This is a genomic window from Polaribacter sp. 2405UD43-2, from assembly GCF_058147125.1.
This window is the reverse complement of the sequence record NZ_JBYVJX010000002.1, coordinates 13,918-39,564: the sequence shown is the minus strand read 5'-3', so window position 1 is coordinate 39,564 and position 25,647 is coordinate 13,918. Positions and strand designations below refer to the sequence as shown.

General features: G+C 30.2%; 23 protein-coding genes. 15 read left to right on the top strand and 8 right to left on the bottom strand.

Annotated elements, in window-relative coordinates; translation table 11 throughout:
- The first annotated feature begins 9 nt into the window (after positions 1-9).
- From ACY2RX_RS03425 to ACY2RX_RS03355, 15 genes are all read left to right on the top strand, one after another.
- Positions 10-2,127 (top strand): type II secretion system protein GspD, encoded by a 2,118-nt coding sequence (locus ACY2RX_RS03425; protein ID WP_490102567.1) that lies wholly within the window; start codon positions 10-12, stop codon positions 2,125-2,127.
- A complete protein-coding gene (locus tag ACY2RX_RS03420) occupies positions 2,127-3,299 on the top strand; it encodes a PilN domain-containing protein (RefSeq protein WP_490102566.1) in 1,173 nt (390 codons plus the stop codon). Before ACY2RX_RS03425 ends, ACY2RX_RS03420 begins: the two co-directional genes overlap by 1 nt.
- Positions 3,292-3,837 (top strand): hypothetical protein, encoded by a 546-nt coding sequence (locus ACY2RX_RS03415; protein ID WP_490102565.1) that lies wholly within the window; start codon positions 3,292-3,294, stop codon positions 3,835-3,837. The genes ACY2RX_RS03420 and ACY2RX_RS03415 overlap by 8 nt, the downstream gene beginning before the upstream one ends.
- Before the next feature lie 28 nt (positions 3,838-3,865).
- The gene (locus ACY2RX_RS03410) at positions 3,866-4,348 is read left to right on the top strand and encodes a prepilin peptidase (RefSeq protein ID WP_490102564.1); all 483 of its coding nucleotides are present in this window, start codon (positions 3,866-3,868) and stop codon (positions 4,346-4,348) included.
- A complete protein-coding gene (locus tag ACY2RX_RS03405) occupies positions 4,348-5,757 on the top strand; it encodes a GspE/PulE family protein (protein ID WP_490102563.1) in 1,410 nt (469 codons plus the stop codon). Before ACY2RX_RS03410 ends, ACY2RX_RS03405 begins: the two co-directional genes overlap by 1 nt.
- A 12-nt stretch (positions 5,758-5,769) precedes the next feature.
- On the top strand, positions 5,770-6,684 hold the full coding sequence (locus ACY2RX_RS03400) for a hypothetical protein (protein WP_490102562.1): 915 nt from the start codon (positions 5,770-5,772) through the stop codon (positions 6,682-6,684).
- Positions 6,677-7,138 carry a hypothetical protein gene (locus tag ACY2RX_RS03395; protein WP_490102561.1) on the top strand — a complete coding sequence of 154 codons (462 nt, stop codon included), beginning with the start codon at positions 6,677-6,679 and terminating at the stop codon, positions 7,136-7,138. The genes ACY2RX_RS03400 and ACY2RX_RS03395 overlap by 8 nt, the downstream gene beginning before the upstream one ends.
- On the top strand, positions 7,135-8,418 hold the full coding sequence (locus ACY2RX_RS03390; protein ID WP_490102560.1) for a hypothetical protein: 1,284 nt from the start codon (positions 7,135-7,137) through the stop codon (positions 8,416-8,418). The genes ACY2RX_RS03395 and ACY2RX_RS03390 overlap by 4 nt, the downstream gene beginning before the upstream one ends.
- Positions 8,406-8,762 carry a hypothetical protein gene (locus ACY2RX_RS03385; RefSeq protein ID WP_490102559.1) on the top strand — a complete coding sequence of 119 codons (357 nt, stop codon included), beginning with the start codon at positions 8,406-8,408 and terminating at the stop codon, positions 8,760-8,762. Before ACY2RX_RS03390 ends, ACY2RX_RS03385 begins: the two co-directional genes overlap by 13 nt.
- Positions 8,749-9,210, top strand: coding sequence for a PulJ/GspJ family protein (locus tag ACY2RX_RS03380; protein ID WP_490102558.1), 462 nt, complete (start codon positions 8,749-8,751; stop codon positions 9,208-9,210). Before ACY2RX_RS03385 ends, ACY2RX_RS03380 begins: the two co-directional genes overlap by 14 nt.
- Positions 9,211-9,278: 68 nt before the next feature.
- On the top strand, positions 9,279-10,406 hold the full coding sequence (locus ACY2RX_RS03375) for a type II secretion system F family protein (protein WP_490102557.1): 1,128 nt from the start codon (positions 9,279-9,281) through the stop codon (positions 10,404-10,406).
- Positions 10,407-10,796: 390 nt separating this feature from the next.
- Complete coding sequence (locus ACY2RX_RS03370; protein WP_490102556.1) at positions 10,797-14,222, top strand: hypothetical protein; 3,426 nt, start codon at positions 10,797-10,799, stop codon at positions 14,220-14,222.
- A 5-nt stretch (positions 14,223-14,227) separates the two neighbouring features.
- Entirely contained in the window at positions 14,228-18,049 is a 3,822-nt protein-coding gene (locus tag ACY2RX_RS03365) for a DUF6443 domain-containing protein (RefSeq protein WP_490102555.1), read from the top strand.
- Positions 18,050-18,053: 4 nt separating this feature from the next.
- Entirely contained in the window at positions 18,054-19,010 is a 957-nt protein-coding gene (locus ACY2RX_RS03360; protein ID WP_490102554.1) for a hypothetical protein, read from the top strand.
- A 24-nt stretch (positions 19,011-19,034) separates the two neighbouring features.
- Positions 19,035-19,667, top strand: a complete 633-nt coding sequence (locus ACY2RX_RS03355) for a DUF4412 domain-containing protein (protein WP_490102553.1) — start codon at positions 19,035-19,037, stop codon at positions 19,665-19,667.
- A 421-nt stretch (positions 19,668-20,088) separates the two neighbouring features.
- Here ACY2RX_RS03355 and ACY2RX_RS03350 read toward each other — a convergent pair whose 3' ends face one another.
- The 8 genes from ACY2RX_RS03350 to ACY2RX_RS03315 form a co-directional block, all read right to left on the bottom strand.
- Positions 20,089-21,378: a transposase family protein gene (locus ACY2RX_RS03350; RefSeq protein ID WP_490102552.1), complete on the bottom strand. Its 1,290-nt coding sequence runs from the start codon at positions 21,376-21,378 to the stop codon at positions 20,089-20,091.
- A gap of 159 nt (positions 21,379-21,537) precedes the next feature.
- The gene (locus ACY2RX_RS03345) at positions 21,538-21,972 is read right to left on the bottom strand and encodes a hypothetical protein (RefSeq protein ID WP_490102551.1); all 435 of its coding nucleotides are present in this window, start codon (positions 21,970-21,972) and stop codon (positions 21,538-21,540) included.
- Positions 21,959-22,552 carry a hypothetical protein gene (locus ACY2RX_RS03340; protein ID WP_490102550.1) on the bottom strand — a complete coding sequence of 198 codons (594 nt, stop codon included), beginning with the start codon at positions 22,550-22,552 and terminating at the stop codon, positions 21,959-21,961. The genes ACY2RX_RS03345 and ACY2RX_RS03340 overlap by 14 nt, the downstream gene beginning before the upstream one ends.
- A gap of 68 nt (positions 22,553-22,620) precedes the next feature.
- Positions 22,621-23,217, bottom strand: coding sequence for a hypothetical protein (locus tag ACY2RX_RS03335; protein ID WP_490102549.1), 597 nt, complete (start codon positions 23,215-23,217; stop codon positions 22,621-22,623).
- Positions 23,207-23,428: a hypothetical protein gene (locus ACY2RX_RS03330; protein WP_490102548.1), complete on the bottom strand. Its 222-nt coding sequence runs from the start codon at positions 23,426-23,428 to the stop codon at positions 23,207-23,209. Before ACY2RX_RS03330 ends, ACY2RX_RS03335 begins: the two co-directional genes overlap by 11 nt.
- A 20-nt stretch (positions 23,429-23,448) precedes the next feature.
- On the bottom strand, positions 23,449-23,904 hold the full coding sequence (locus ACY2RX_RS03325; RefSeq protein ID WP_490102547.1) for a DNA cytosine methyltransferase: 456 nt from the start codon (positions 23,902-23,904) through the stop codon (positions 23,449-23,451).
- 188 nt (positions 23,905-24,092) lie between these two features.
- Positions 24,093-24,755, bottom strand: a complete 663-nt coding sequence (locus ACY2RX_RS03320) for a DNA cytosine methyltransferase (protein ID WP_490102546.1) — start codon at positions 24,753-24,755, stop codon at positions 24,093-24,095.
- 1 nt (position 24,756) lies between these two features.
- Positions 24,757-25,554 carry a DNA adenine methylase gene (locus ACY2RX_RS03315; RefSeq protein ID WP_490102545.1) on the bottom strand — a complete coding sequence of 266 codons (798 nt, stop codon included), beginning with the start codon at positions 25,552-25,554 and terminating at the stop codon, positions 24,757-24,759.
- Positions 25,555-25,647: the final 93 nt, after the last annotated feature.

Below are 25,647 nucleotides of genomic sequence, written 5' to 3'. Positions count from 1 at the left end.
ACCTCTAAAATGATTGTAAAAAAAAGACATTTCTCGTTCTTACTGGGTTTGTTATTATTAGCTCAATTTTCTTATGGTCAAATAAATCCTACTGATAGGATTCAAAAAATAGCAAAAAAGCTTGATAGTTTATCAATTTCAGTACTAGGTCTTTCAAAAAAAGTTGATTTCAGTGTCAGTGATATTGAGCTTTCAACCTTTATTAGAGCCGTTGCTAAAAATCATAAAGTAAATGTTAGTATTCAAGCTGGTTTACAGCAAATAAAAGTATCTCATAATTTTTCAAATGCCACCGTTAAAAATGTGTTTTTGTATTTGTGTAAAGAACACAAGTTAACCATTGATGTTTTAGGTTCTATTCTCAGTATCAAAAGATATAAAACACCTTATATTCCTAGAGATATTGAAGCCAATTATAACAAAGAAAAAGATTTGTTTTCAGTCAATTTACAAAATGACACCCTTTTTGTTGCTTTCAAAAAAATCACAGATGTTACTGGAAAGAATTTAGTTTTTGCTCCTGGCATTGGAAATCAAAAAATATCCTCATATATCAAAGATAAATCTTTTGAAAGTGCTATTGATAAAATAGCTTTTGCCAATAATTTATCTGTGACCAAAACCAAAGACAATTATTACCTCTTTGAAAGTGCCAGTGCTCCCAATCAAAAAGGGATAACAGATACCAGAAGACAAAAGCCAGCCAGATATAGAAACTCCAATTTTTACTTTAAAGTACAAGATACGATTAAACAAATTGTAGATGTTGATTTTGAGAACGTTGCCATCGCTTCTATTGTAAAAGATATTGGTTTTGATTTGAGTATCAATATGTTTACCAGTTCACCACTAACAGGAGCTGGGAATGCCACCGTAAAAGCGAATGGAATTACTTATGATGTGTTGCTCACTAGAATTTTAGAAAACACCAAGTTTAGTTATAAAAAAAGAAAGGGTATTTATTATTTTGGAGATAGCAAGCAACCTTCTTTAATCAGTGCTGTAACCATTCCTTTGCAACATCGCTCTATAGAGATTATGAATTCACCCATTCAAAGCAATCGAAATTCAGGGTTTAGTAGTAATCAAGGATACAACTACTCCTCTTATGGAAATCAAGGTTTTAACAATCAAAACAATAATAGTTTTAATCAGAATAATCAAGGGTATAACAATAGAACCAATAGAAATTCAAACATAAGTAACAGAAGTACTTTTCAAGATTATTCCAATCAATCGGATGCTATTTTAGAATTGGTCCCCAAAAAAATTACAGAAGGATTAGAAATTACCACAGATGTAGAACAAAATGCTTTTTTAGTCAATGGAAATGCTCAAAAAATAGAAGCTTTTAAAAAGTTCTTAAAAACCATTGACAAACCTGTACCTGTAATCTTAATTGAAGTAATGATTATTGAAGTATCCAATTCTAATTCTGTTTCTACAGGCTTGGACCTAGGTCTGGGAGAAGCCCCAACAAAAGACAAAGGGACATTATATCCTAGTGCAGATGTAACTCTTGGAGCTACAAGCATCAATAAAATTATTGGTGGTTTTAATGGTTTTGGTTCTTTAAATGTTGGGAAGGTAGTTCCTAATTTTTATGCTAAAATCAAAGCATTAGAATCCAATGGAACTTTAAAGGTCAGATCTACCCCAAAGTTATCAACGCTTAATGGACATCAAGCAACTTTATCTAAAGGAGAACGTTCTTATTATGCCGTTACAAGAAAAGATATTGTAGGAAGCCAAAACCCAATAACTAGTGAAATTAAAAACTATTACCCAATAGATGCTGATTTATCTATAGGCATTCGTCCATTGGTTTCAGGAGATGGGAATATTACTTTAAATATTAATGTACTACAATCTAGTTTTAATAAAGAACGTATTGATCCACAAGCTCCTCCTGGAATCAACTCAAGAGAGTTTACTTCGACCATTCGTGTAAAAGATAAAGACGTTATTATTTTAGGTGGTATTGAAGAAACTTCTAAAAATAATTCAGGTTCAGGTGTTCCTTTTTTAGCTAGAATACCAATTATCAAATGGCTGTTTAGTAAGCGTACAAGAAAAGCTTCTAAAAGCAAACTTTCTATTTTAATCAAACCTACAATTATTTACTAATGATTGTCCAAGAGCTCATATATGGAAAAAAATATGCAGCGATTGAATATGCTGAGAACTCCATATTCAATTGCTTACAACTAACCAAAAAGAAAAATGAGTTTGTCATTTCAAAAAAGAAACAAACACATCGTTTTGAGGACAGCATTGAAGTATTAAATGGGCAAAAACATATTTTCCTTATTGTAAATAATGAACAAGTACTCTCAAAAAAAATAGCGATTGAAAATACCGATCCAACATCAATTTTAAGAACAGCTTTTCCTAATATTACGCATCGTGATTTTTATGTTGAATTTCTTACCACTAAAAATCATACTTATGTTTCCATTACAAGAAAAGAAGTTGTAGACACCATCATTGCTAAATATAAAAAAGAAGGAATCGCTGTACTCGATTTTTCTTTAGGAAATTTAGCGATTAAAAATTTACAAAGTATTGTAAATAATACGACTGTACATTCTTCAAATGCTGTTATTGACTTTGATGCGAAAGAAATTTCCAACATCAAAAAAGAAGCTATTTTAAACGAAAGATATACCATAAATGATTTAACGATTTCTAATAACGACCTATTGCCGCTATCAGTAATTATTGGTTATTATACTAAAAATGCATCCAGTGCTATTGAAAAAGAATTAAAAGAAAACTTTCTACAGAAACGTTTTTTTGATGTGGGGGTAAAAGCAGGATTAAGTTTTTTGTTGACTATTTTACTTATCAATTTTTTATTTTTTAGTTCTTACAGAGAAAAAGTAGGCAATCTCACAGGGGAATTGCAATTAAGCAAGACCTATAAAAACCAATTAAATACTTTGCAAAAAGTGGTTTCTCAAAAAAAGCGTTTGGTAAAAAGCGTCAATGCAGCTTCAAACTCCAAACTATCAAAATATATTGATGAATTAGGAGTTTCCGTACCTAACACGATTTTATTAACTCAAATCAATTACCAACCTCTAAAAGGTGTTGTTAGAGCTGACAAGCCTCTTATTTTTGATTCACAAAAAATTAGGATTAAAGGAACCTCTAAAGAGAATGAAAACTTTTCGAAATGGATTTCAATTTTAGAGAAAAAACAGTGGATTAAAAATGTTGCTATTTTGGAATATGGCAAAGGAAAAAAAGCTCGTTCAACTTCAAATTTTGAATTTATAATCACCCTTGATGAGTGACAAACAAAAAAATATCGCTTTAATTTTTGGGTTTTTTCTATTACTCATCATTTCTTATGTGTTTTCCATTCAAAAAACGTTTGATTTAAAATCACAATTATCTAAGCTAGAAAAAGACAAAGAATTATTATCCAATGCCAACGAACGTATTTTTAACCTGCAACAAGAGAATAGCTCTTTAGATGCTATTTTAAAAAAGAAGAATTTGTCTATTGAGAATTCTTTTCAGCAAACGATTTTAAAAAGCCTTAACCGATTTTCAAAAAAAGAAAAAATAGAAATTATTTCTTTTAAAGAACCCCATTCTTTTGCTCAGAACAATACGAATTTAAATACCTACTCTTTTGAAATCAAAGGAAATTTTAGTGCGCTTTTAAAATTGGTCAATGCATTAGAAAGAGAACAGTTAGGAAAAATTAGATCACTAAACTTTGAAAAGAAAAAGAATTACAGAAGAAACAAACAAGAATTAACAGGACGATTTTATATCCAAAAACTCACGCAACAAAATGAACGCTCACAGCCTGTTTTTAAATAATTAAAAAACAGAAAAACAAGATTATCCAATGAAAATCATACTAGAACTTTTATTCATTCTTATTTTAGGCACCCTCTTTTATCAAGACCTTAAAGAGCGAAAGGTATCTGTATGGCTATTAATTGCTGGTATCTTCTTAGGAGGAACACTTCATTTTTTACAGCAAGATAATTTTGTGTTTCTATCAAGTATTTTAATCAACATTTCTTTTGTTGCCATTATTTTTGGAATTTTATGGAGCTATGCAAAACTTAAGATGAAAAAGGGAATATTTGAAGTTTTTGGACAAGGAGATGCTTTGTTTTTTATCCTCCTAGCAGTAAGTCTACCAATACTGTCTTTTTTAATGGTCTTTGTGTTTTCGCTTATTTTTTCATTAGTTATTTTTATATTACTTAAAAATCGTTTTAAAAATCAAACAGTGCCTTTAGCCGGACTACAGAGTTTATTTTTAGGGCTTACTTTGATAGCAAACAAACTATTGACATCCGTTAATTTATATGCACTCTAATGGAAAAACAACAATTTCACATAGCGACTGAGTTAACACAACTGATTTCTAGTGAACAGGCCTATCAATATAGAATTATCCCTTTTCTAAAAGAAAAAAAGCAATGGTTTTTTAAAACCGATGCTGAAAATACCCAAGAGTTAACACAAGAATTGACCATTGTATTGGGTAAAAACATTGTTTTAGAAAAAGAAACTACAAAAAATGTTCAAAAATATTTAGAGACCAATTATAGAAAAAGAACTCAAAACCAAGAACAAAAAGCACTCACTTATTCTGAAGATTTTTTATTGAACATCATCTATGAAGCGAAAGAGATTGGCAGTAGTGATATTCATTTTGAAGTTTTTGAAAAACAAGCTAGGGTAAGGTTGCGTATTGATGGGAAGTTGATGGAGCGTTATGTGATTTCCTTAGAAGAATATCCCAAAATTATTAATCGAATCAAGATTATGGCAAGTTTGGATATTTCTGAAAAACGTTTGCCTCAAGATGGAAGAATTAATTTAACCACGGAACAGGAAGATTTTGACATTCGTGTGTCTTCACTCCCAACCTTGCACGGAGAGAAATTGGTATTGCGTATTCTCTCTAAAAATAATGCACACGTTTCCCTAGACAATTTAGGATTTACAGATACCGAATTAAAAACCTACAAAACCGCTGTTCAAAAACCCAATGGCATTGTCCTCATTTCGGGACCTACAGGTTCAGGAAAAACAACCACTTTATATGCAACTTTAAAATTATTAAATAAAAAATATACCAATATTTTAACCATTGAAGACCCTATTGAATATACCTTAGAAGGGGTCAACCAAGTGCAATTAAAACAAAATATTGGATTGGATTTCGCCAGTACCTTGCGTACTTTTTTAAGACAAGACCCTGATATTATTATGGTGGGTGAAATTCGGGATGTAGATACGGCAAATATGGCTATTAGAGCTTCGTTAACAGGACATTTGGTATTATCTACCATTCATACCAATTCTGCTTGGGCAACTGTTTCTAGATTGATAGATATGAATATCCCCTCTTTTTTAATTGCCAGTACTTTAAATGTAAGTGTCGCACAACGTTTGGTAAGAAAACTCTGCAACAACTGCAAGAGGTCGCAGACCTCTTTTAGTATGAATGTTGTTGGAATAGAGGAAATAAAAGTGATAAAAACGCATTATGAAGCGGTAGGTTGTCCAACTTGTTATCAAACGGGATATCAAGGTAGAAAAGCTGTCTATGAAATTATTCCTATTACTGAAGAATTGGTTAATAATATTAAAGATAAAAAACTCGAAATTAATCAATATTTAAAAGAAAATCAGATTGCAACTTTAAAAACAAATATGTTGCAACTGGTAAAACAAGGTGTTACTTCTATGGATGAAGTATATCCATTTTTAATTTAAAAAATAAGTATTATGAGAAAAATAATTAAAAAAATCATTGTTTTCGGCTGTTTTATTTCTGTTCTAAACATTTCCGGACAAAACAACTTTGAATGGACAAAAAGATCTCCGTATTTTACAAATGGTCTTAACAACCAAGTAGCTTATATAGATTTAGGAGATATTCGATTTTGGGGGTGGTTAGAAGTAACTTTAACAGATGGTTATTACTACCAGAATACTACAGGAAAATACACAAAAAGATTTGATGTTGGAATAAATAGAGGAAATCCAGCTTATTCAGGACAATCAGAAGTACCTACTGCTTTTGGTCCAGTTATTAACCAATGGAAAATTGGAGAGATTGAAATAGGAAGTAACAACCATGTTTTAATACCAATCTATCATTTAACAAGTACAGGAAATTATATTACAGTTACTATAAAAGGTACAACTACTGTAGGAGTTGATCCTTCTTTGTTTTCTATAACAAATCCGATTACTCTAGCTAATACTCAAACAAAAGATAAAACATATATAAAAAATGAATTTACTGTTGGGGATAATTTAACAGTTGGAACATATAAGTTAGATTCTGGAGATAAATTAACAGTTGCAGGAAGAATTGGGGCTAGAGAAATAAAAGTAACTGCGAATGCGGGTGCTGATTTTGTTTTTGAAAAAAAATACAAACTTCCAAAATTAAGAGATGTAGATAATTTTATAAAAAAAAATAAACATTTACCAGAAATTGCTTCTGAAAAAGAAATGCAAAAAAATGGCTTGAGCTTAAGTAAGTTTTCAATACAGTTATTGCAGAAAATAGAAGAGTTAACTTTGTATACAATACAACAAGAGAAACAAATTGAAAAAGAAAAGAAGAAGAATGCTAATTTAGAAAAGCGATTGATTAGATTAGAAACATTAATAAAAGAGAAACTTGAATAAACAACAAAAAACATATCTTTTATTAGCAGCTGTTTTAGTTATTTGGGGTATTATCGGGTATCAAATCTATAAGCGATTAAATCCACCTACGCCAAAGTTTGAGGTGATTAAAACAAATACTCATTTTACTCCAGAAAAGAACGTAACAACTTCTTTTTATCAAATTGATTCTAATTATAGAGATCCGTTTTTAGGAAAGTTTCCAAAGAAGAAAAAAGTAGTAAGAAAAAAGAAAGTTGTAAAACCTAAATCTACAATTCCTTTTCCTAATGTTGTGTATAATGGAGTTATTGAAGGAAATAATTCAAAATCTTTTATTCTTACGATAAACAATCGACAAGAAATTCTAAAACTTGGGGAGAGTACTCAAAAAATAAAACTGATAAAAGCCAATGCAAAAGAAGCCATAGTTAGTTTCGAAGGATTCAAGAAAACAATTCCTTTACAACAATGATTCTTTTAAAGAAAATAAAAGCGGGAGCATTGCAATATGTCTTAGTCGTTTCAGTGATTATTGCTGTGATTATTTTTGCCTTTATTTCTTTGATATACCTTCAGCATCGAGTTTCTATCAAACATCGTTTTACCAAAGAAACAATTGCCAATGTCAAAATGGGATTTGATTTTATAAAAGGGAATTCAATTCCTTACCATCAAGAAACTATCGTAAAATTTTCTGATAACAAACTAGCTAACACAACTATTGCAAAAAAACATTGGGGTATTTTTGATGTAGGCATTGTAAATTCTAAAGTAAAAAATGAGTTTTTTCAAAAAATAGGATTATTAGGAACGCAAAACACAAAAAAAGAAGCTCTGTATTTAAAAGAGAACAATCAATCTTTGGTTTTAGTAGGTAAGACAAAAATTACTGGAAATGCTTCCATTCCTAAACAAGGTGTGAAAAGTGGAAACATTGCAGGAACTTCTTACTATGGAAATCAATTGATTTATGGAAAACAAAAAACGAGTACCAAAAAGCTGCCTGAAATTAAAAACAGCAACTATGTAAAAGATTTTTATCAAAATTATCACAATACTACTACTGAAAATTTTGAATTAGAGGAAGGTCTAAAACTACATCAATCTTTTACTAAAAATACTTTGGTCTATGAGGCTATAAATTCAATTCAATTAACAAACCTATCCCTAAGTGGAAATATCCTTATTGTATCAAAAACGGCTATCAAAGTTGAAGCTCCATCAAAATTAGAAGATGTGATTTTAATGGCCCCAAAAATAACCATTGAAAATAATGTAACAGGGAATTTTCAAGCGATTGCTACTAAAAACATTGAGGTAAAGTCCAATTGTTCTTTACAATACCCAACAGCATTAATGCTGTTTGAGGGAAAAACTATTCAAAATAATCAACAACAAAATCAACAAACCCAAATTTCAAAAGAAGAGCACCATATTAGTATTCAGAAAAATAGTCAGGTAAGAGGGATTGTACTTTTTCAATCAGAAAACAAATCAACCAACCACAACTCACAAATTAAAATTGAAGAAAAAGGAATTGTTACAGGGGAAGTCTATTGCTCTAAAAACTTAGAATTGTTAGGAAGTGTATTGGGTAGTGTATATACTAACAATTTTATTGTGAAAAAATCAGGAGGAATTTATATCAACCATATTTATAATGGCGTGATCAATTCAAAAGAAATCCCTAAGCAATATGTAGGATTACAAATTAATCAGGAATCAAATGCAGTAGCAAAATGGATCAACTAAAAAAACTATTTTTTAGAAAACTAAACGCTTCCTCTCTTACAGAGGTCATTGTAGCAACCAGTATTTTATTGACCGTTTTTGCCATTGCCTTAATTACCTTAAATAATCTAATGGCGAGTACGGTTCAGAAGAATACCCAATCAATGGACGTTCGATTGGAGAAACTTATTTATCAATATCAAAACAAGCAATTAAAAATTCCTGTCAGTTACAAAGAAGAAAATTTTGTGATTGCAGTACAAAAAATCAATGAAAACAATATTGATTTTGTTGAGTTTTCAATGACAAATACGAACAATAAAAAGACCCTCACTAAAAAACAACTGTTTTATGAAGCAAAATAAAATCAATGCTTTTACATTAGCTGAAATGCTAGTGGTTTTGGTGGTGGCAAGTATTGTCATTTCTATGGGGTTTTTGGTGCTGAATATGGTACGAAAACAAGTGCAAATCATTCAAAAAAAATATCACAAAAAACAAGAAGTACAGTTTTTTGAAACAAGATTTTTAAGAGACTTTAATACACATAATGCATTTTATAATACACAATTGAAAGTACTCATACTAAAAAACAAAAATGATAACATACAATATTCATTTTCAGAAAACACTATCATCCGAGAAAAAGATACTTTTCAAATTGAAGTTGCCCAGAAAAAACTATTTTTGGATGGAACACAAGTAAAAGAAAAAACAATAGATGCCTTAGAACTTAATTTATCAACTAATTTTACAAACAAACAATTGTTTTTTTATCAAACTAAAGACGCTACTTATTATATGAATGAATAATGGGTAATCGTTTAATTGTGTAATCGTGTAAATGTTAAAATTCGTAATTCGTAATTCGTAATTAAAAAATGGCTTTTCAATTAAAGAACATACCAACCCTTCAAAAAAAGAAAACTTCTTTTGATATTGATGTGCTTTTAAAAAAGGAAATCTCTTTTGGCAGTTCTTTTTCGAACAAAAAAAAGGAAACTTTTTATACAGAATTAAATGTGTTGTTAAATGCAGGATTGACTCTCAAAGATGCTTTGTCGTTAATCGCTGAAGAACAAAAAAAAGACAGCCACAAGCAACTTTTTAAAGCAATCATTCAAGATTTGGTTAGAGGAAAAAATTTTTCTGAAGCAATTAAAGTTCAAAAAGTATTTTCTGAATACGAATACCATTCTTTAAGAATAGGCGAACAAACAGGAACGCTAGAGAGAGTTACCAAAGAACTAGGTGTTTTTTATAAACGAAAAAATGAACAACGCAGAATTATTGTCGGTGCCTTGTCATACCCAATTGTAGTGTTATTTACAGCCTTTTTAGCCATTTTGTTTATGTTGCAATTTGTAGTGCCTATGTTTGATGATATTTTTAAGCAAAACAAGGTAGAGCTCCCTTGGATTACCCAAAAAATAATGGCAGCTTCTATTGTTTTTCAAAACTATTGGTGGCTTGTTTTTATATTGATTATGGGTTTGTTTATTTTCAAACAAGTAATTAAAAAAAAGGCTTGGTATTTAAAATACAGTGCGTTGTTTTTATTAAAGATTCCACTCATTGGAGAGTTTATAAGAAAAGTAAAAATTGCACAATTTACCCAAGCCATTACATTGTTAACAGGGGCTAAAGTTCCTTTGTTAAATGGTATACAACTCACAAAAAAAATGATTGGCTATTATCCTTTAGAAATGGCTTTAGAAAAAATTGAAAATGATATTTTACAAGGAAAAAGTTTGCACCAAAGTATGAGTAATTACAAAATCTTTGATAAAAAAATGGTCTCCCTTATTAAAGTTGCTGATGAAACCAATCAAAATGAAACTATTTTTAAACGTTTGACTGACCAATATAACCAAGAAATTGAACACCAATCGAAAATGATTTCAGCTACTATTGAGCCTTTTATTATTCTTATTTTAGGAGCTATTGTGGCTACTATTTTAATTGCTATGTATTTACCAATGTTTAAATTGAGTACGGTTATTTCTTAAAAAGTTTTAGATAAAATTTTCCATAATCTGACGTTTTAAAAAGAGGTTTTATTTTTTTGATGAAAAAATCACATTTTCAAAATATCTACTTTTCTCAATAAAATACAAGGGTACTATGTTATACACATCACGGAAAACCGTGAGATGAAAATACCCCATTTTCCGTGAGAAGAATTATTGAAAATAATTTTTACTTTTATTGCAATAAATTAAAAACTTGATATTTATCATTAAATAAAAAAACTATTAGGTTTACTTTTGTAAATAAAAAAAGAAGAATTGCTAAATATCAACAACATTCTAATAAACTAATTTCCGCTAAAACTACTTAGTGACTTTTGTTATTGCTTTTGAGTAATTCTTTCGATTAAAAATTTTAATAAATAAACTATGAAAAAATTATTTTTAAGTGTTTTTTTGATGAGTCTAGTTGTTTTTCTACAAGCTCAAGAGTTCCCAAAAATTATACCTCCTTCTTCTGAAGCTTCCAGTTTAATGAAGTACGGTTCTTATCCTGTGAATCATTCAACAGGTTTACCTCAAATAGAAATTCCTTTATATGAGATTAAATTAAAAGGGTTTTCTCTACCAATAAAGCTGTCTTATCATGGCGCTGGTGTTAGGGTGTCTGAAGAAGCTAGTAGCGTTGGTTTGGGGTGGTCTCTAATCACAGGAGGGCAAATAACTAGAGTCGTAAATGGTTTACCAGATGAAATTGTTCCTTTGCCACATGCACCAATAAAAAGCTCAAAGGAATTTTATGACCTAATGAGAAATAATCCTTATGATTTTAATCGTGTGGCACATACATACTCGGTATATAAGCTTGGGGAGTCACACCTTCCAGATGTATATCATTTTAATGTTAATGGTAGTGTTTCAGGTAAATTCTCTATTAATAAAGATCAAAGCTTTGAATTATTTCCTCCCCAGCCAATTAATTTTAAAAAAATTAAAAACTCATTTGAAATGGTAAATAGTGATGGAATTATTTATTATTTTGGGGATTTAAATTCCAGAGAAGCAACATTTTTGAGAGAACCAAGAGGTGGTTTCCTAGAATACAATTCTACTTTTAAGTTGTCAAAAATTAAATTATTAAATAATGACGAAATACTATTTAATTATAGGGATGATGGCAAGCTTAGTCAAAGAAATGTTTTGTCACAAAGTGTAACTATAACTGAAACCAAGTGCCCTCAGAAATATATTTTTGAAGATTGCCAGAACAGTGTTACTCTGGGTGACTACAAAAATCATTCTTTAATGGGTTATGTAGAAACATCTAAACTTTCTAGCATTGTTTTTCCTACAGGTAGGGTTGTGTTCAAAAAGAACCCACTAGCTAGAAAAGATCTTTTAATGAAATCGGGGACAGCTCACCACCTTTTAGAAATTGAAATTCAAAAACTGCTTCCTAATGGAGAATACAAGCTTAAAGAATCTTTTATTTTTAATTATTCATATTTTAATGTTGTCGATGGAGTACCAACATCTAAAATTAGTTCAAACAATTATAGATTAAAATTAATGTCTATATTAAAATTAAATTATGACCAAAACCAGTCAGCTAAACCATATGAACTTGTAGCTTCTTTTGAGTATTCAGATGTTTTATTGCCTCCAAAAGATTCTTTTAGTACAGATTATTTTGGGTATTTTAACGGAGCCCGTAATTATAGTTTTATCCCAAGACATTTCTATATTACTCCAAACGGAGGTGTTCGAGAGGTAGGAGATGCAAATAGAAAAATAAACCCAGAAACAGTTGAAGCTGCATCTTTAAAATCAATAAAATATAAAACAGGAGGAAAAACGGAATTTGTTTTTGAGCCAAATAGATTTTATGGTAAAAAATTATTTTCTAACTATGAAGAAATTACTAAAACCATTTCTATAAAAGGAAAAGGTAATGGAGATATAAAACCACCAGGTCAATACTCTTTTGATGAAAAGTGTTACCCTAATGGAGATAGAACTAAACCACCTTGTGACGATTGTTGTGAACAAATTAAAGTTGTTCCTATTAATATTATAGGCCTTACTAAAGCTACCATAAACATCACTTCTACTAACTCAAATGAATTAACACATCTAGATAAATATTCGTATGCAAAATTTTCTTTAAGAGGTCCAGAAGGAGGAAACTTATTATCAAAATTTGCAATTAACAAGTTTGGTCATAGTAAAATACCACTAATTCTTTCTCCCGGTCAATACAGTTTATCGTTAAAAGTTTGGGGAGACAATGTAAGTGCATCGGGAAATATTTCTTATCTAGATTCAGGCTCATTAGAAGAAAATAATTATACAGGGGGGTTGAGAATAAAAACCATAATCAATAAGGATATTGATGGAAAGGAATTAAGTAGAAAAAACTACGAATACAATATGTTTAGCGATAAAACAAAAGAAAGTGGAAAGTTAGTATCTAGTATAATACCAATATATAAGAATCAAAGTATTTTATATGAAAACTATAATGAAAAAGGAGACGTTAATATTAATGCGGACTTAAGTTTAAGGTGTGATTTTATGCGATATAAAATAACAAACATTTCCTCTAATGCTAAATCAGGAGTTTTGTCTAATACTGTTAGCTATACTAATGTTCGTGAATTCTCTAGTTCTGAGAGTAAAAATAATGGATTTACCGATTATACTTTTTCTTTTTTTCCTAACACTCAAGAACATAAAGATATCCCTATTTTTGGACCTTCCTGGAAAAGAGGTAGATTGTTAAAAAAACAGGTGTATGAAAATAATAATGGAAAGGTTAGAGAGATAAAAAAAGAAGCCAATTCTTATAAACACCTACCTGGTAGAAAATCTTTAATTAATGGTTTTAAAATTGTTGAACATGCGTCTATATTATCTAATGAATTCTGTTCAAATGAAAATACTGGGCTCAATCTAAGTACATCCTCTTTTTACACAGGTTTAGATTATAGTTTAAGTGCATATTTTTATTATTTAAACAATTCTAAAACAGCAAATTATTTTTATACCGAAAACGGGATTAAAAAAGATTCGTTAACAACAACGACAAATTATTTTTACGATAATATAAACCATTTACAACCTACTAGGATTGAAACTGAGAATAGTAAAGCTAAGATTTTAACCACAGAAATTAAATATCCACAAGATACTTTAAGTGAGCCATATATGCAAAATTTGGTAGCCTTAAATAAAATAGCTTTACCAATAAATATAAAAAAGTATTTAAAAAACAGTGTAAGTCCAAAGCAGAAATTAAGTGAACAACATACTTTTTACAAAGATCTTAATGGTTTATATTTACTGAATAAAATCCAAACCTCTAAAGGTAATCAATCATTAGAAGACAGAATTATTTATCACAATTACGATGATAAAGGCAATCCATTAGAAGTCAGTAAAAAAGACGGAACACCAATTGTTTATTTGTGGGGCTATCATCAAACCCAACCTATAGCAAAAATAGAAAATGCTACTTTATCAGATGTTACCACAGCTATATCAAGTATAAAAGATGTAAGGTTTAACACTTTACTAAAAATTCAGGCAATTTCTAACTCAGATAATAACAGGACTATTGGCGAATCTGATATTGGAGAAGGATTATTAAGAAAAGCACTAAATAAAATAAGAATGAAGTTATCTAATGCCCAAGTCACCACGTTTACATACGACTCATTAATAGGCGTTACAAGTATAACAAACCCAAGAGGACAGACAGTATATTATCATTACGATAGTTTTAATCGGTTAGAGTATGTAAAAGACAATGAAGGTAATATTTTAAGTAAGAGCGGATACAATTATAAGAATTAAATACTATGAAAAAGAATCTGACTAGTTTTTTAAGAAAAGGCTTTATTATTCATTTATTACTGCTATTACCTATCACACTGTGTGCCCAAACACAAAGTGAAAATTATGTTAAGAGTACAACATATAAAGTAAAAAGAACAGACCCAAATACCTTAAGTTCAGTTCATCAAGATAGTGTGTCTACAAGTATCACTTATTTTGATGGTTTGGGTCGTCCAAAACAAAGTGTAGCAATAAGAGTAGGAGGAGCTAAAGAAGATATTGTTACCCATATTGGCTATGATCAATTTGGTAGACAAGTAAAAGAGTACCTTCCTTATGCTGTGACAAGTAATGGAGGCGCTTATAGAATAGGAGATATTGCAACATTTACAAATCAATTTTATAAAACAAAATACTCAGAAGATTTTGCAGGAGTGGCTTTACCAAATGTCAATGCCTATTCAGAAAAAGTTTTTGATAATTCTCCTTTAAATAGAGTTTTAGAACAAGCAGCTCCAGGAAAAGATTGGAAAAAAGGTAATGGTCACACTATAAAATTTGAATATGGTACCAATACAGCTACAGAGGTTAAGCAATATTCTGTAACCACTACCTTTGCCAATAACACTTATACGCCAAGCCTACAATTAAAGACAAGTGTCAACCAAGGAAATTACAAAGCTGGAGAATTATATAAAACAATTACCAAAGATGAGAATTGGAAATCCTCAGATGGGAAAAATCATACTACAGAAGAGTTTAAGAACAAACAAGGACAGGTAGTTTTAAAAAGAACCTTTGCCAATGTTGATTTAAACAATGATGGAGACACTAGTGATAATGGAGAGTCTCAAGTAGCACACGATACTTACTATGTGTATGATGATTATGGAAATTTAACTTATGTGCTTCCACCAAAAGCTGAAATATCATCTACTGGTTCAGGCATTATTAACAATCATTCAAAAGTAAGTTTTGAATGGAGAGATTTTATGGGAACTCCCATTGGAGGAGGAGGATCAAGCAACTATATAGAAGTTGTAGATTCAAAATTAAAAGTAGTTTTTAGTGCAGGTTTCACTACTCAGCCTTTAAAAGCAAATGGTATAGTTAAAGCTCTTGGCTGGACAGATATCCCAGATTTAACTATTGGAAGTTTCGGAAACAATCATTACACAGCTTATATTAAAAGTGGTAATCTATATATTCAAGGTGATGGGAGTTCATTGAGTGGATTAAGTTTAAATGTAGAAATTGATTTAAGTAAAAGTGGTAATTCTAATTTAGATAAATTATGTTACCAATACAAATACGATCATAGAAACCGTTTGGTAGAAAAGAAAATACCAGGCAAAGGATGGGAATATATTGTTTATGATAAATTAGACAGACCCATACTTACCCAAGATGCTTATTTAAGAAAAAATAATAATTGGTTATTTACTAAATATGATGTATTTGGAAGAGTTGCTTATACAGGGATGATGAATTTGAACATCTTTCGCAGTAATTTGCAAGCAAATGCCAATAGAGCAAGTACTCTGTATGTATCTAGATCTTCCTCAGCACACAACATCGGAGGAATTTATCTGCACTATAACAATGCGAGCTTTCCTACTTCTAATATAATCAATGTGTACACTATTAATTACTATGATAGTTATGTTCACTTACCATCAGGTTTATCTAGTACAGTAACTACGAGTTATGGAGTGACTTCTACCACCAATACCAAAGGATTGCCTACGGTAAGTAAAGTAAAAGTATTGGATACTGGTAATTGGGTAAACACTGTAAACTATTATGACGACAAAGCAAGAGTAATTCGAGTAAATACAAATAATGAATATTTAGGCACTATAGATATTGTTGAGAGTAAATTAGATTTTACTGGAAAAATATTAGAAACCAAAACTACTCATAAAAAAACAGGAAAAGATGATATTGTAACTATAGATAGATTTAAATATGATCACGCAGATAGATTAAAAACTCAAAAGCAAAAAATAGGCAATCAAACAGAAGAGTTGATTGTAAAAAACACTTATGATGAGTTAGGGCAATTAAAAAAGAAAAATATAGGAAACGAAGAAGGAAACTCATTACAAGAAATAGATTATACCTACAATGTAAGGGGCTGGTTAAAACAAATTAATGATACTGAAAACTTAGGAACTGATTTGTTTAGTTTAAGTTTAAGTTATAATAAAGTGGAAGACAATATTTATGGTCAAGTAAAACCATTATATAATGGCAATATTTCTGAAAGTTATTGGAAAACAGCAAATGACAATTATTTACGAGGTTATGGATACGGGTACGATGCCCTAAACAGAATCACAGGCGCAGTAAGCGATGTAAGTCATTATCACTTAAATAATGTGAGTTATGACAAAAACGGAAATATTACAGCACTCTCAAGAAATGGGCATTTAAATATCGGAGCTACGAGCTTCGGGTTGATGGATGATTTAACATACACTTACGATGTTGGAAATAAACTCCTAAAAGTAGCAGATGCAGCACCAATAGATGGGTTTGGGTTTAAAGATGATGCAGTGAATACAGCAGTTGATACTTCCAACGATTACACGTATGATGCCAATGGAAATATGCTTACTGATACCAATAAAAGTATTACAAGCATTACTTACAATCATCTAAATTTACCTTTAGAAGTTAAATTTAACAACTCTAATACTCAAAAAATAAACTATGTTTATGATGCAGATGGCGACAAACTAGAGAAGAAAGTAACCAATGGTAGCAATATAACAACAACACAGTATGCAGAAGGCTACACGTATGAGAATAATGTATTACAGTTCTTTACACACTCTGAAGGGTATGTATCTCCTGATGGTTCAGGAAATTTCAAATACGTTTACCAATATTTAGACCACCTTAATAATGTTAGATTATCGTATTCTGATATTAATAATGACGGAACAGTAACTACTTCTGAAATACTTTCTGAAAACCACTTTTATCCACTTGGGCTAAAGCAAAAAGGCTACAATACTGTAGTTAGTTCTAATGCAAATAGTGTTGCAGAACGTTTTAAATTTAACAAGAAAGAATTTACAGAAGCGTTAGGTTTTGATATGTACGAATACGGAGCAAGGTTATATGACCCAGCTTCTGGAAGATTTACCTCTATTGACCCTAAAGCAGCTGAATATGAATTCCAAAGCCCTTATGTATATGCGGCTAATAGTCCTGTTTATTTCCAAGAAAAAAATGGAGAAAACCCTATAAGGGCAGTAATCACAGCATACAAAATTGCTAAACGTGCTTATAAAGTTTACAAGAAACTTAAAAAAGCAGGTAAAAAGTTTACAGCAAAACACCTTAAAGATGTAGGTTTAGATGAGATTGCAGATATGGCAGGAGATTTATATACTGTTTTCGATGGAGATTCAAGCGGTTGGGATAAACTAGGAGCTGTAGCAGATTTAGTTGTAGGTACAGATTTTAACAGTAAAGGGAAAAAAGCTGTTAGTAATGCTCTAGGACTTACAAAAAAATCAAAAAAAGTAAAGAAGAAAGGTGAATCTGGTGTTTATGAATTTAAATATAAAGACAAGGATGGTAAAACAAAAGATTACACAGGACAATCAAAAGATATGGACAAAAGGATTAAACAGCACTCAAAAGATAAAGATATAATACCAGGAACTACAAAGAAAACAAAGGTTGATGGAGATAAAACAGACAGAGAAATTGTAGAAACTAAAAAACTTGACGCAAAAGGAGGTCCTGGTGGAACAAATGGAAATAAAAGAAGACCTGTAAGTGAAAAAAGAGAGAAAGAATTAAGAAAAACAGGAAAATGGAAAGATTAAACTTATGATCATAGAATCAGAAATAATAAAAGAAGATGGTTTTATTTTTAGATTACACAATTTTGGTAAATCAATTATCTTAAGAGAAGAAGATTTTAAAAATGAAAAAAAGTTATATAACTATTTAATAGATTATAATATAAAAGGAGTTGAAATAAATCAAACACTTGGTTATAGATTAGATAATATATTTTTTTTAAGAGAAGTACCTCATATTAGCTGTGTACATATTTTAAAATCCGATTTAAACCTAGAAGGTCTAAATTATCTTGATAGTTTAGAGGAGTTAAACTTAAATCAATATGAGTATAGGGTTGATTTTTCAATTTATTCTAGTCTAAAAAATTTAGAGTTTAAATACTATAAAGGATGTGATGTTAGTAAAAATTTACAAGTTAAAACTTTAGTAATACATAACTTTAAAAAAGAAGATTTTAGCTTTTTTAAAAGCTTAAAAAGTCTAAACGAATTAACTATAAATAACTCTACAATATCTAGTTTTAATTTTATAGAAAGTATTGATTTATCAAGGTTAGAATTATCTTACAATAGAAAACTAACTTCATTAAATGGGATAGAAAATTGTAAATCTTTGAGAAACGTAAACTTTATTAATTTAAGTAGTCTTATAGATATAACAAATCTTAATAAGATTAGACTTCTTGAAGTTTTAGGTTTTGAGAATTGTAAAAAAATAAAACCTATTGAAGTTATTTTTTCTTTATCTAATTTAAAAACTATTGGACTTATAAATTCTGGCAATCTTTTTAGTATAAAAGATATAATAAAACTTGAAAAATTAGAACGGTTTTATATTGGGAATACGACTATAGAAGACAAAGACACATTACCTTTATTAAAGTTAAAGAATTTAGAATATTGTTTTTTTAATACCAAAAGAGGCTACAACTATGATTTAGATTTTATTAGAGAAAAACTAAATAACAATAATGTAGTATAATTAAATTATTAAAAGAAATTATAAATGAAAATTAAATACATAACAGTAATACTGGTGTTTGTAACAACATTTTTAGTAGCGCAAGACAACTTTGAAGGAGTTATAACTTATGGTTTAGAGTTCCACGATAAGACAGGCGAAATGGATGATGAAGAAGCATCAGAATTTATGGGAAATCAGCAAATTTATTACATAAAAGGAAATAAGTATAAATCTGTAATGAATGGTATGTTGCAAGTAACACAATACTACACAGGTAAAGATACTATCTATACTAAAATGAATGGCGTTAATGCGTTAATGTATATAGATACCAAGAAAGCAACAGAAAAAGTAATCTCTGCTAACATTAAAGAAAATCAATTAGAAATAGCAGGTTATAATTGTAACTTATTAGAAATTAAAACAAACGAGGGTACAGTATTGTATTATTATAATAAGGATGTAAAAGTAAATACAGAAAATTATAAGAAGCATCAATACGGGTTATGGTATTACTGCCTAAATAAAACAGGAGGTGCATTACCTTTAAAGATGTATGTAGATGCACAAGATGTAAAATTATCTATAACTGCAAAAACAGTAGAAAAGAAAAAATTAGAAGTTTCTATTTTTGAAATCCCCAAAGATTTACCGATAGTAAAAAGTCCAGAATAAATAAGAAAACCGTCCAAGAGGCGGTTTTTTTATGCTATAAAGAATTTATTTTAGAAGCTTTAATAAAGTAATCAATATTAGTTAACAGACACATTTTATCTTTAGTATCAAGATTATTAATGTCTTGAAACCTTTTAAGCATTAGTGGGTCTTGAAAAGCGTTATTATTATCAGCTTCACCCAATAAATAACCTACATTGGACTCGCTACTTTAAACTGCGACAAAAAGGTTCCAACATTGGAATTATTAGCAAACATAAGGGTTTGAGAAGTTTGTAATATTATATAACTGATAAATTCATCATAGTCATAGAAAAGGATATTCGTAAAAACGGATATCCTTTTTTTATTCCCTAAAATGAACTGAAATTTGTTTACTTCGTTAAAAAGATTTTTGGTTTTGACCTAAATTTCTCTAGTTTCAAGAATTACAACCAAGAGCAATTTTACAATCATTAAATTGTTGGTTTATGATGACTCTTTCTTTACGCGCTTTTTGTATCTGCTCTTTAAAATAATTTTTATCAGGAATTTTTCCATATACAACTTCAAAAGGAGTTAATCCAAATAAATCAGTTGGGTATCTATGATGATTATAATTCGCTACAAAACTTTCTAAATCTTTTAAATGTGATTTCTCATTAAGAGAATATTTTCCATTTAAAAATTCTGTTTTATAAATACTATGGGTACTTTCAGACATAGAGTTTGAAAAAGGGAAGTCTTTAGATTGTGCTGTTATCTTAGTAACTATTGGAGGAGCATTAATATTTTCTATCCAAGTGAGTAATTCACCTTTGTTTTCGCTTCCACCATCAGATAGGATATTGATGGGTTTAGTAGTATTTAACAAATTGTATTTAGAGAAAGTTTCTGCAAATAAATTTCTAATAAATTCGCTACCAGCTTTTCCACTAGTTGAACTATAATGTAAAATCGCTCTAGAAAAATTATCTTTTACAAAGGCAACTTTTTGCATTCCGTCTTCTAGTGTATTCACATTGGTAATATCAACGTGTAACCATTCAAAAACTCTTGAAGCCCTAAATCCTTTTTTACTTGGATATTTAAATCGTTTTACTTTTATATATCCTAAAGCAGATGCATATTTATTAAACGTAGATTTGCCACAAAACAATAAATTATTTCGCATGGCGTGATAATACAAGGTTACTTTTGTTTTACCAAAGTTGTTGGAATCTGTAACTAGATTTTCTATTATAGAAATTTCTTTAAATGTTAATTGATTAGGATGCTGACGATAGCATTTTTTAAATGGACTTATACTACAAACAACTTTAGCTTTCTCACGATAATACCAATCTTTAGAAATTCCATAATATTTACAAGCAGTTTTCACATTTACATTTGCCAAAGATTTCATCTTTTCGATGGAGCTAATAATTTTATCAGCATGTAATTTCAATAATTGTTTGTTGTGAGAAAATTCTTGCAACATATTTAGATAACCTTTTCGAGTTTCTATTAAAAAGCGTAAAGATTTAAAGAGAAAAGTAGAAGCAAAAACGGTTTTTATATCCTCAAACTGATTGATATAAGAAGATACCCAGTCACTTCCATAATAGTTTTCGTGAGAAAACTGATTCCAGTTATACCTTGTTGTTTTGGGTAATTCACAAATTTGTTTTGTACCCAACATTCCACTAACATATAGCAGAATTATCAAAGGGTGATAATTTCTTTTGTACATTTTTTCATAGCTTTTTCAAAAGCTAAAATAGAAAAAAACAATTGATTTTATGAATTGAATAGAGGTTAAAAGAAAAAGTAAGAGTTAAAATAAGCAATTTTTAGTCTATCATAGAAGTAAAAAAACACTCAAATAAATGAGTGTTTCGATATTAATTTGTTATTTAAGCCAAATCTCAAAAGATTTGCTAAATCCACACCATCTATGGTTTTTATCAAAACCACGTCCTGCTAATTCAAAACGAATCAAATTTTCAATAGGAATTTTACTGTGGATTAAAAACCGTAAAATTTCTCCATCCATAGTAGATAACATTCCGTTAATTTCTTCCCAATGAGGTAAAGGCTCTTTATCCATTCGTATATGACGAATATCATCATAATTCATATTCGAGTAATCTTTTGGTAAAATATCTAGAAAGTCCATTTCCATTTCTTTAGCAGTAGCTTCTTCTACCACAGCCCAATTGTTATCTGGTCCATATATAATTCCAAAAGTAATTTTTGAAATTCGATATTTAAAATTCAACCAAAGGCAATGATGAACCGCTTTTTCTTGTTTTTCAAAAATATCTAGATAATTATCTTTTTCCATGATTTTGTTTTTTATCGTTTGCATTTTTCTTTTTAGAATCAACATTAGGTAAGGGGATATCTTTTGGTATTTTAGATTTATTATTTGACTTTTGCCTAACTGAAGGTATTACCCTCCCGTTTAAAGAAATGATATCTTCTCTAGAAGATTTTGGATCAGTTCCTTTCTTACGCAGTAATTTCTGGGTATTAAACAACGAACGACATTTAATGTTAAATGCTGAATACTTTTCAGCTTCTTCTTTTTTGTCTTTACAAGACTTTACATAAGCATCATACAAATCGCCATTGGTCATTTGATTGTCTTTTACTTTCATAATGATATCAAAAGCAACAGTAGCAATAGTATTTACACTTTTTTGAGGTTCAGAAATATCAAAACCTAATGTTTCAATCTTTTTTTGCTGTGTTTCATTTGCATATTTTAACATTACGCCCATATCTTTTCGAGAACTTTTCAATCGTTCAAAAATGATAGCTTTTTCGCTTTTTAAAGCTTCCATCTTCGTTTCTACTTCTTGCAGTAACTGTTGGTCTGTTTGGATGTTTTCAATTAATACATCTACGATACTTGTATTCATAATTATTTAATTTTAAGTGGCGAATTGCCATAGATTAAGTGCAAATTGCACGGATTTATATTTAATTTTTAGTTTATTCTCCAAAGTGTGTGAATCACAAAATCAGTTGCACCTTGTTTGGTTTCTTTACAGATACGTTCTACTTCTTGTTCAGCTTCTTCTTTAGTATCAAAAAAGAAGGAAGGTTGAGTTGTTACTGCATACTTATCTTCATCTTTTACATCTGATGTAAAAATGGCAAAGACACGTTTTGTCTTTCCTCGTTTAAACAAGATTGAATAATAATTACTGACATCGTAATCATCCCATTCTAAAACAGGTTTATGTCTCAAATAATGAATATGGAGTTTTATCTCATCAAAAAAAGTATCTACTTCTTCTTGTGTTAATTTCGGAACAGCATTAATGTTGTTTTTCCATCGTTTTAATACAAAAGAAAGTACATTTGCATCATCTCCAATGAGTTCTAACAATTCTACGTCCGTTTTTTCAGACAACATACTTTTGTCATAATTGGTAAAGAGCCATAAGACTATTTCAATTAATTCTTTTCTTGAAAATAGCTGTAGGAAAACAGGATTGATTGCTGTTACTTTTCTACTTTCAAGTTGATACTCCAACATTTCTAAAAAGTGAAGTATCAATTTTCGTTGTTTAATTGTCATCGTTTTCATCTTTAGGTTCACAATGGTTTTCAATTGTTGCTAATAAATAATTGTAATCACTACTTTTAGCTTCTTCTAATACCAAGTCAATTTCTTTTTGGCTCCAGCCTTCTTTTTTGGCTTGTTTTTGAAATACACCCATAATCATAAAGGCGTTTCCGTTTACCCCAACCAAATTAAGGTTGACGGTTTTGTTTACTACTTTTTTCATTTTTTAAAATTTAAAGGTTACTATTTAATTTTGTCAACTGCTTTCGAAAGTTCTTTTCCTAGCTTTTCAATTATTCCAATCACCAAAGCATTCCCCATAAAAATGGCACGTTGATTATCCGTAATTCCATCACATTTTGTAAAATCATCTGGAAACCCGTTTAAACGTTCCAATTCAATGGGATGTAATCTTCGATAACGTCCTTTTACCTTAACCACGTGTTTTTCTCTGGCGATGTAAGTTCCACCCTCACGAGTAAGAATCGTTCTTGAAGGCTTGTTTAATGCATCAGGGAATACCACCTTACCTTCACGATAGAGATAGGGTTCTCTTGTTTTTTTATGAATTCTTGGAATCTGTTTTGCTCCCTTTTTTATCTTCCACCGAGCAAGATCTTTTTCTTGGATATAAAAAGATTCAGGAATCTGATGTTCTTCAAGTAAAATATCTTTGAGTGTTCTTTTTTTGTTAAGCATTTTTTGTGGTAACTTTTAACGAACAATAAGCACCGTGTAGCATCACTCCTGCTTTTTCAAAGCGAACAATATTGGTATCCTTCTTTTGCAAAAGGTCTTCAATAGATGTCGGTAAAATACCTACTTTAATCTGCTCATTTGAATCAACAGGGAAGGCTTTGGCAGTAATGCCAGTTTTTGTAATCCAATCACTTATCTTGGAAGTTTTTAAAGCCCTGTAAAGTGATGTTTTTATAATACCCCAAAATAAAGACTCTTCGTCTTCGTTGCGGAAAACCATAATCAGCGGCATTAATCACACGCCATTCAACAGCATATCCAAGCGCATTTAAACAATGGAGTATTACCGCAAAATCGCGTCCGTTTTGTCCTGCTGGAGAGGTAAGCAATCTGTCCACGTTTTCCAATAAGATGTAGGGAGGTAGTTTTGCTTTTAAACTGGCATAAATACTCCACCATAGTTTTCCTTTTTTACCTTCAATTCCGTTATTATGGGAACGATTGGCAATAGAGAAATCCTGACAAGGAAAACCACCAACCAACAAATCGTGCTTTGGGATACAATGCATCTGATGTTGTACAATATGTTCAATATCTTCTTCAGAGTGATGTTCACTTCCAAAGCGATTCTTATACACCATATTGGCGTGTTGTTTTTTGGTTCGTGGTTCGAATTGATTGCTCCAAACCACTTCAAAATCAGCTTCTTTTTTCTTTGGATATCCTTCCAAGGCAATCCGAAACCCACCAACACCTGCAAAGAGTTCTACTACCTTGAGTTTGTTTTTAGTTGATGGTTTTCGGTTGATGGAACTACTATGATTTTCATTCGTAATTTCTGCTCCACTCATATTACTTAGGTTCGCTAAGCGAGTAATTGGCAGTTAATACTTCTATTTTACGTTTTCGCTTTTCTCCAGCTAAAGTTTTTTTAGCAGTTAAAGGCTTATTAAACTCTTTAGTATACCATCCATTTTTTTTGATGTGTTTGGTTAAAATTTCAGAGGGATACGAACTGAGTAGAAATTTCCCTTCAATATTTCCAAGAGTTTTAAGTAATTCTTCAAAATGTACTTCGGAATAACCACTATAAAAAGATTGGCAGGAATTAAAATACGGTGGATCGATATAGTGAAATGTATCCACAGAATCTCTTGCTTTAATTACTTTACAAGCATCGTTGCATTCGATCTGTGTGTTTTCTAATCGACTGAAAACATCAGTATTAAAGTTCATTTTTTTGTTCAATAATTTTTTGGCTTGTTTTCCGTATTTATCATATCCCCAAGAACCAATGGCACAACCAAATCCAAAATTTGTTCCTACATAAAATGCCCAGGCTTGTTGTTTTTTATTGAATAAATGGGGCATTCTATAGATGGTCAAAGCCACATTGTACGTCGCTCTTGAAAAGGCTGTTGCTTGAATTCTTGTTTTCAACCATTCAAAATCTGTTTTTACTATTTCATAAAAATTAACCACCATATTGTTGGTATCATTAATAATTTCAGATTCCACAGGTTCTTTTGCAAAGAAAATTGCACCACCTCCAAAAAAAGCTTCTGTGTATATGGAATGTTTTGGAATAAGAGGAAGAATGGTAGATACCATATTTTGTTTTCCTCCATAGTAGGCAATGGGTGTTTTCATAAGAATAGTTAGGGAGTTAGGAAGTAATAAAGTTGAAGGGGAAGAATTACGAATTTTCAATTATGAATTATGATTACAATTCGTAATTGATAA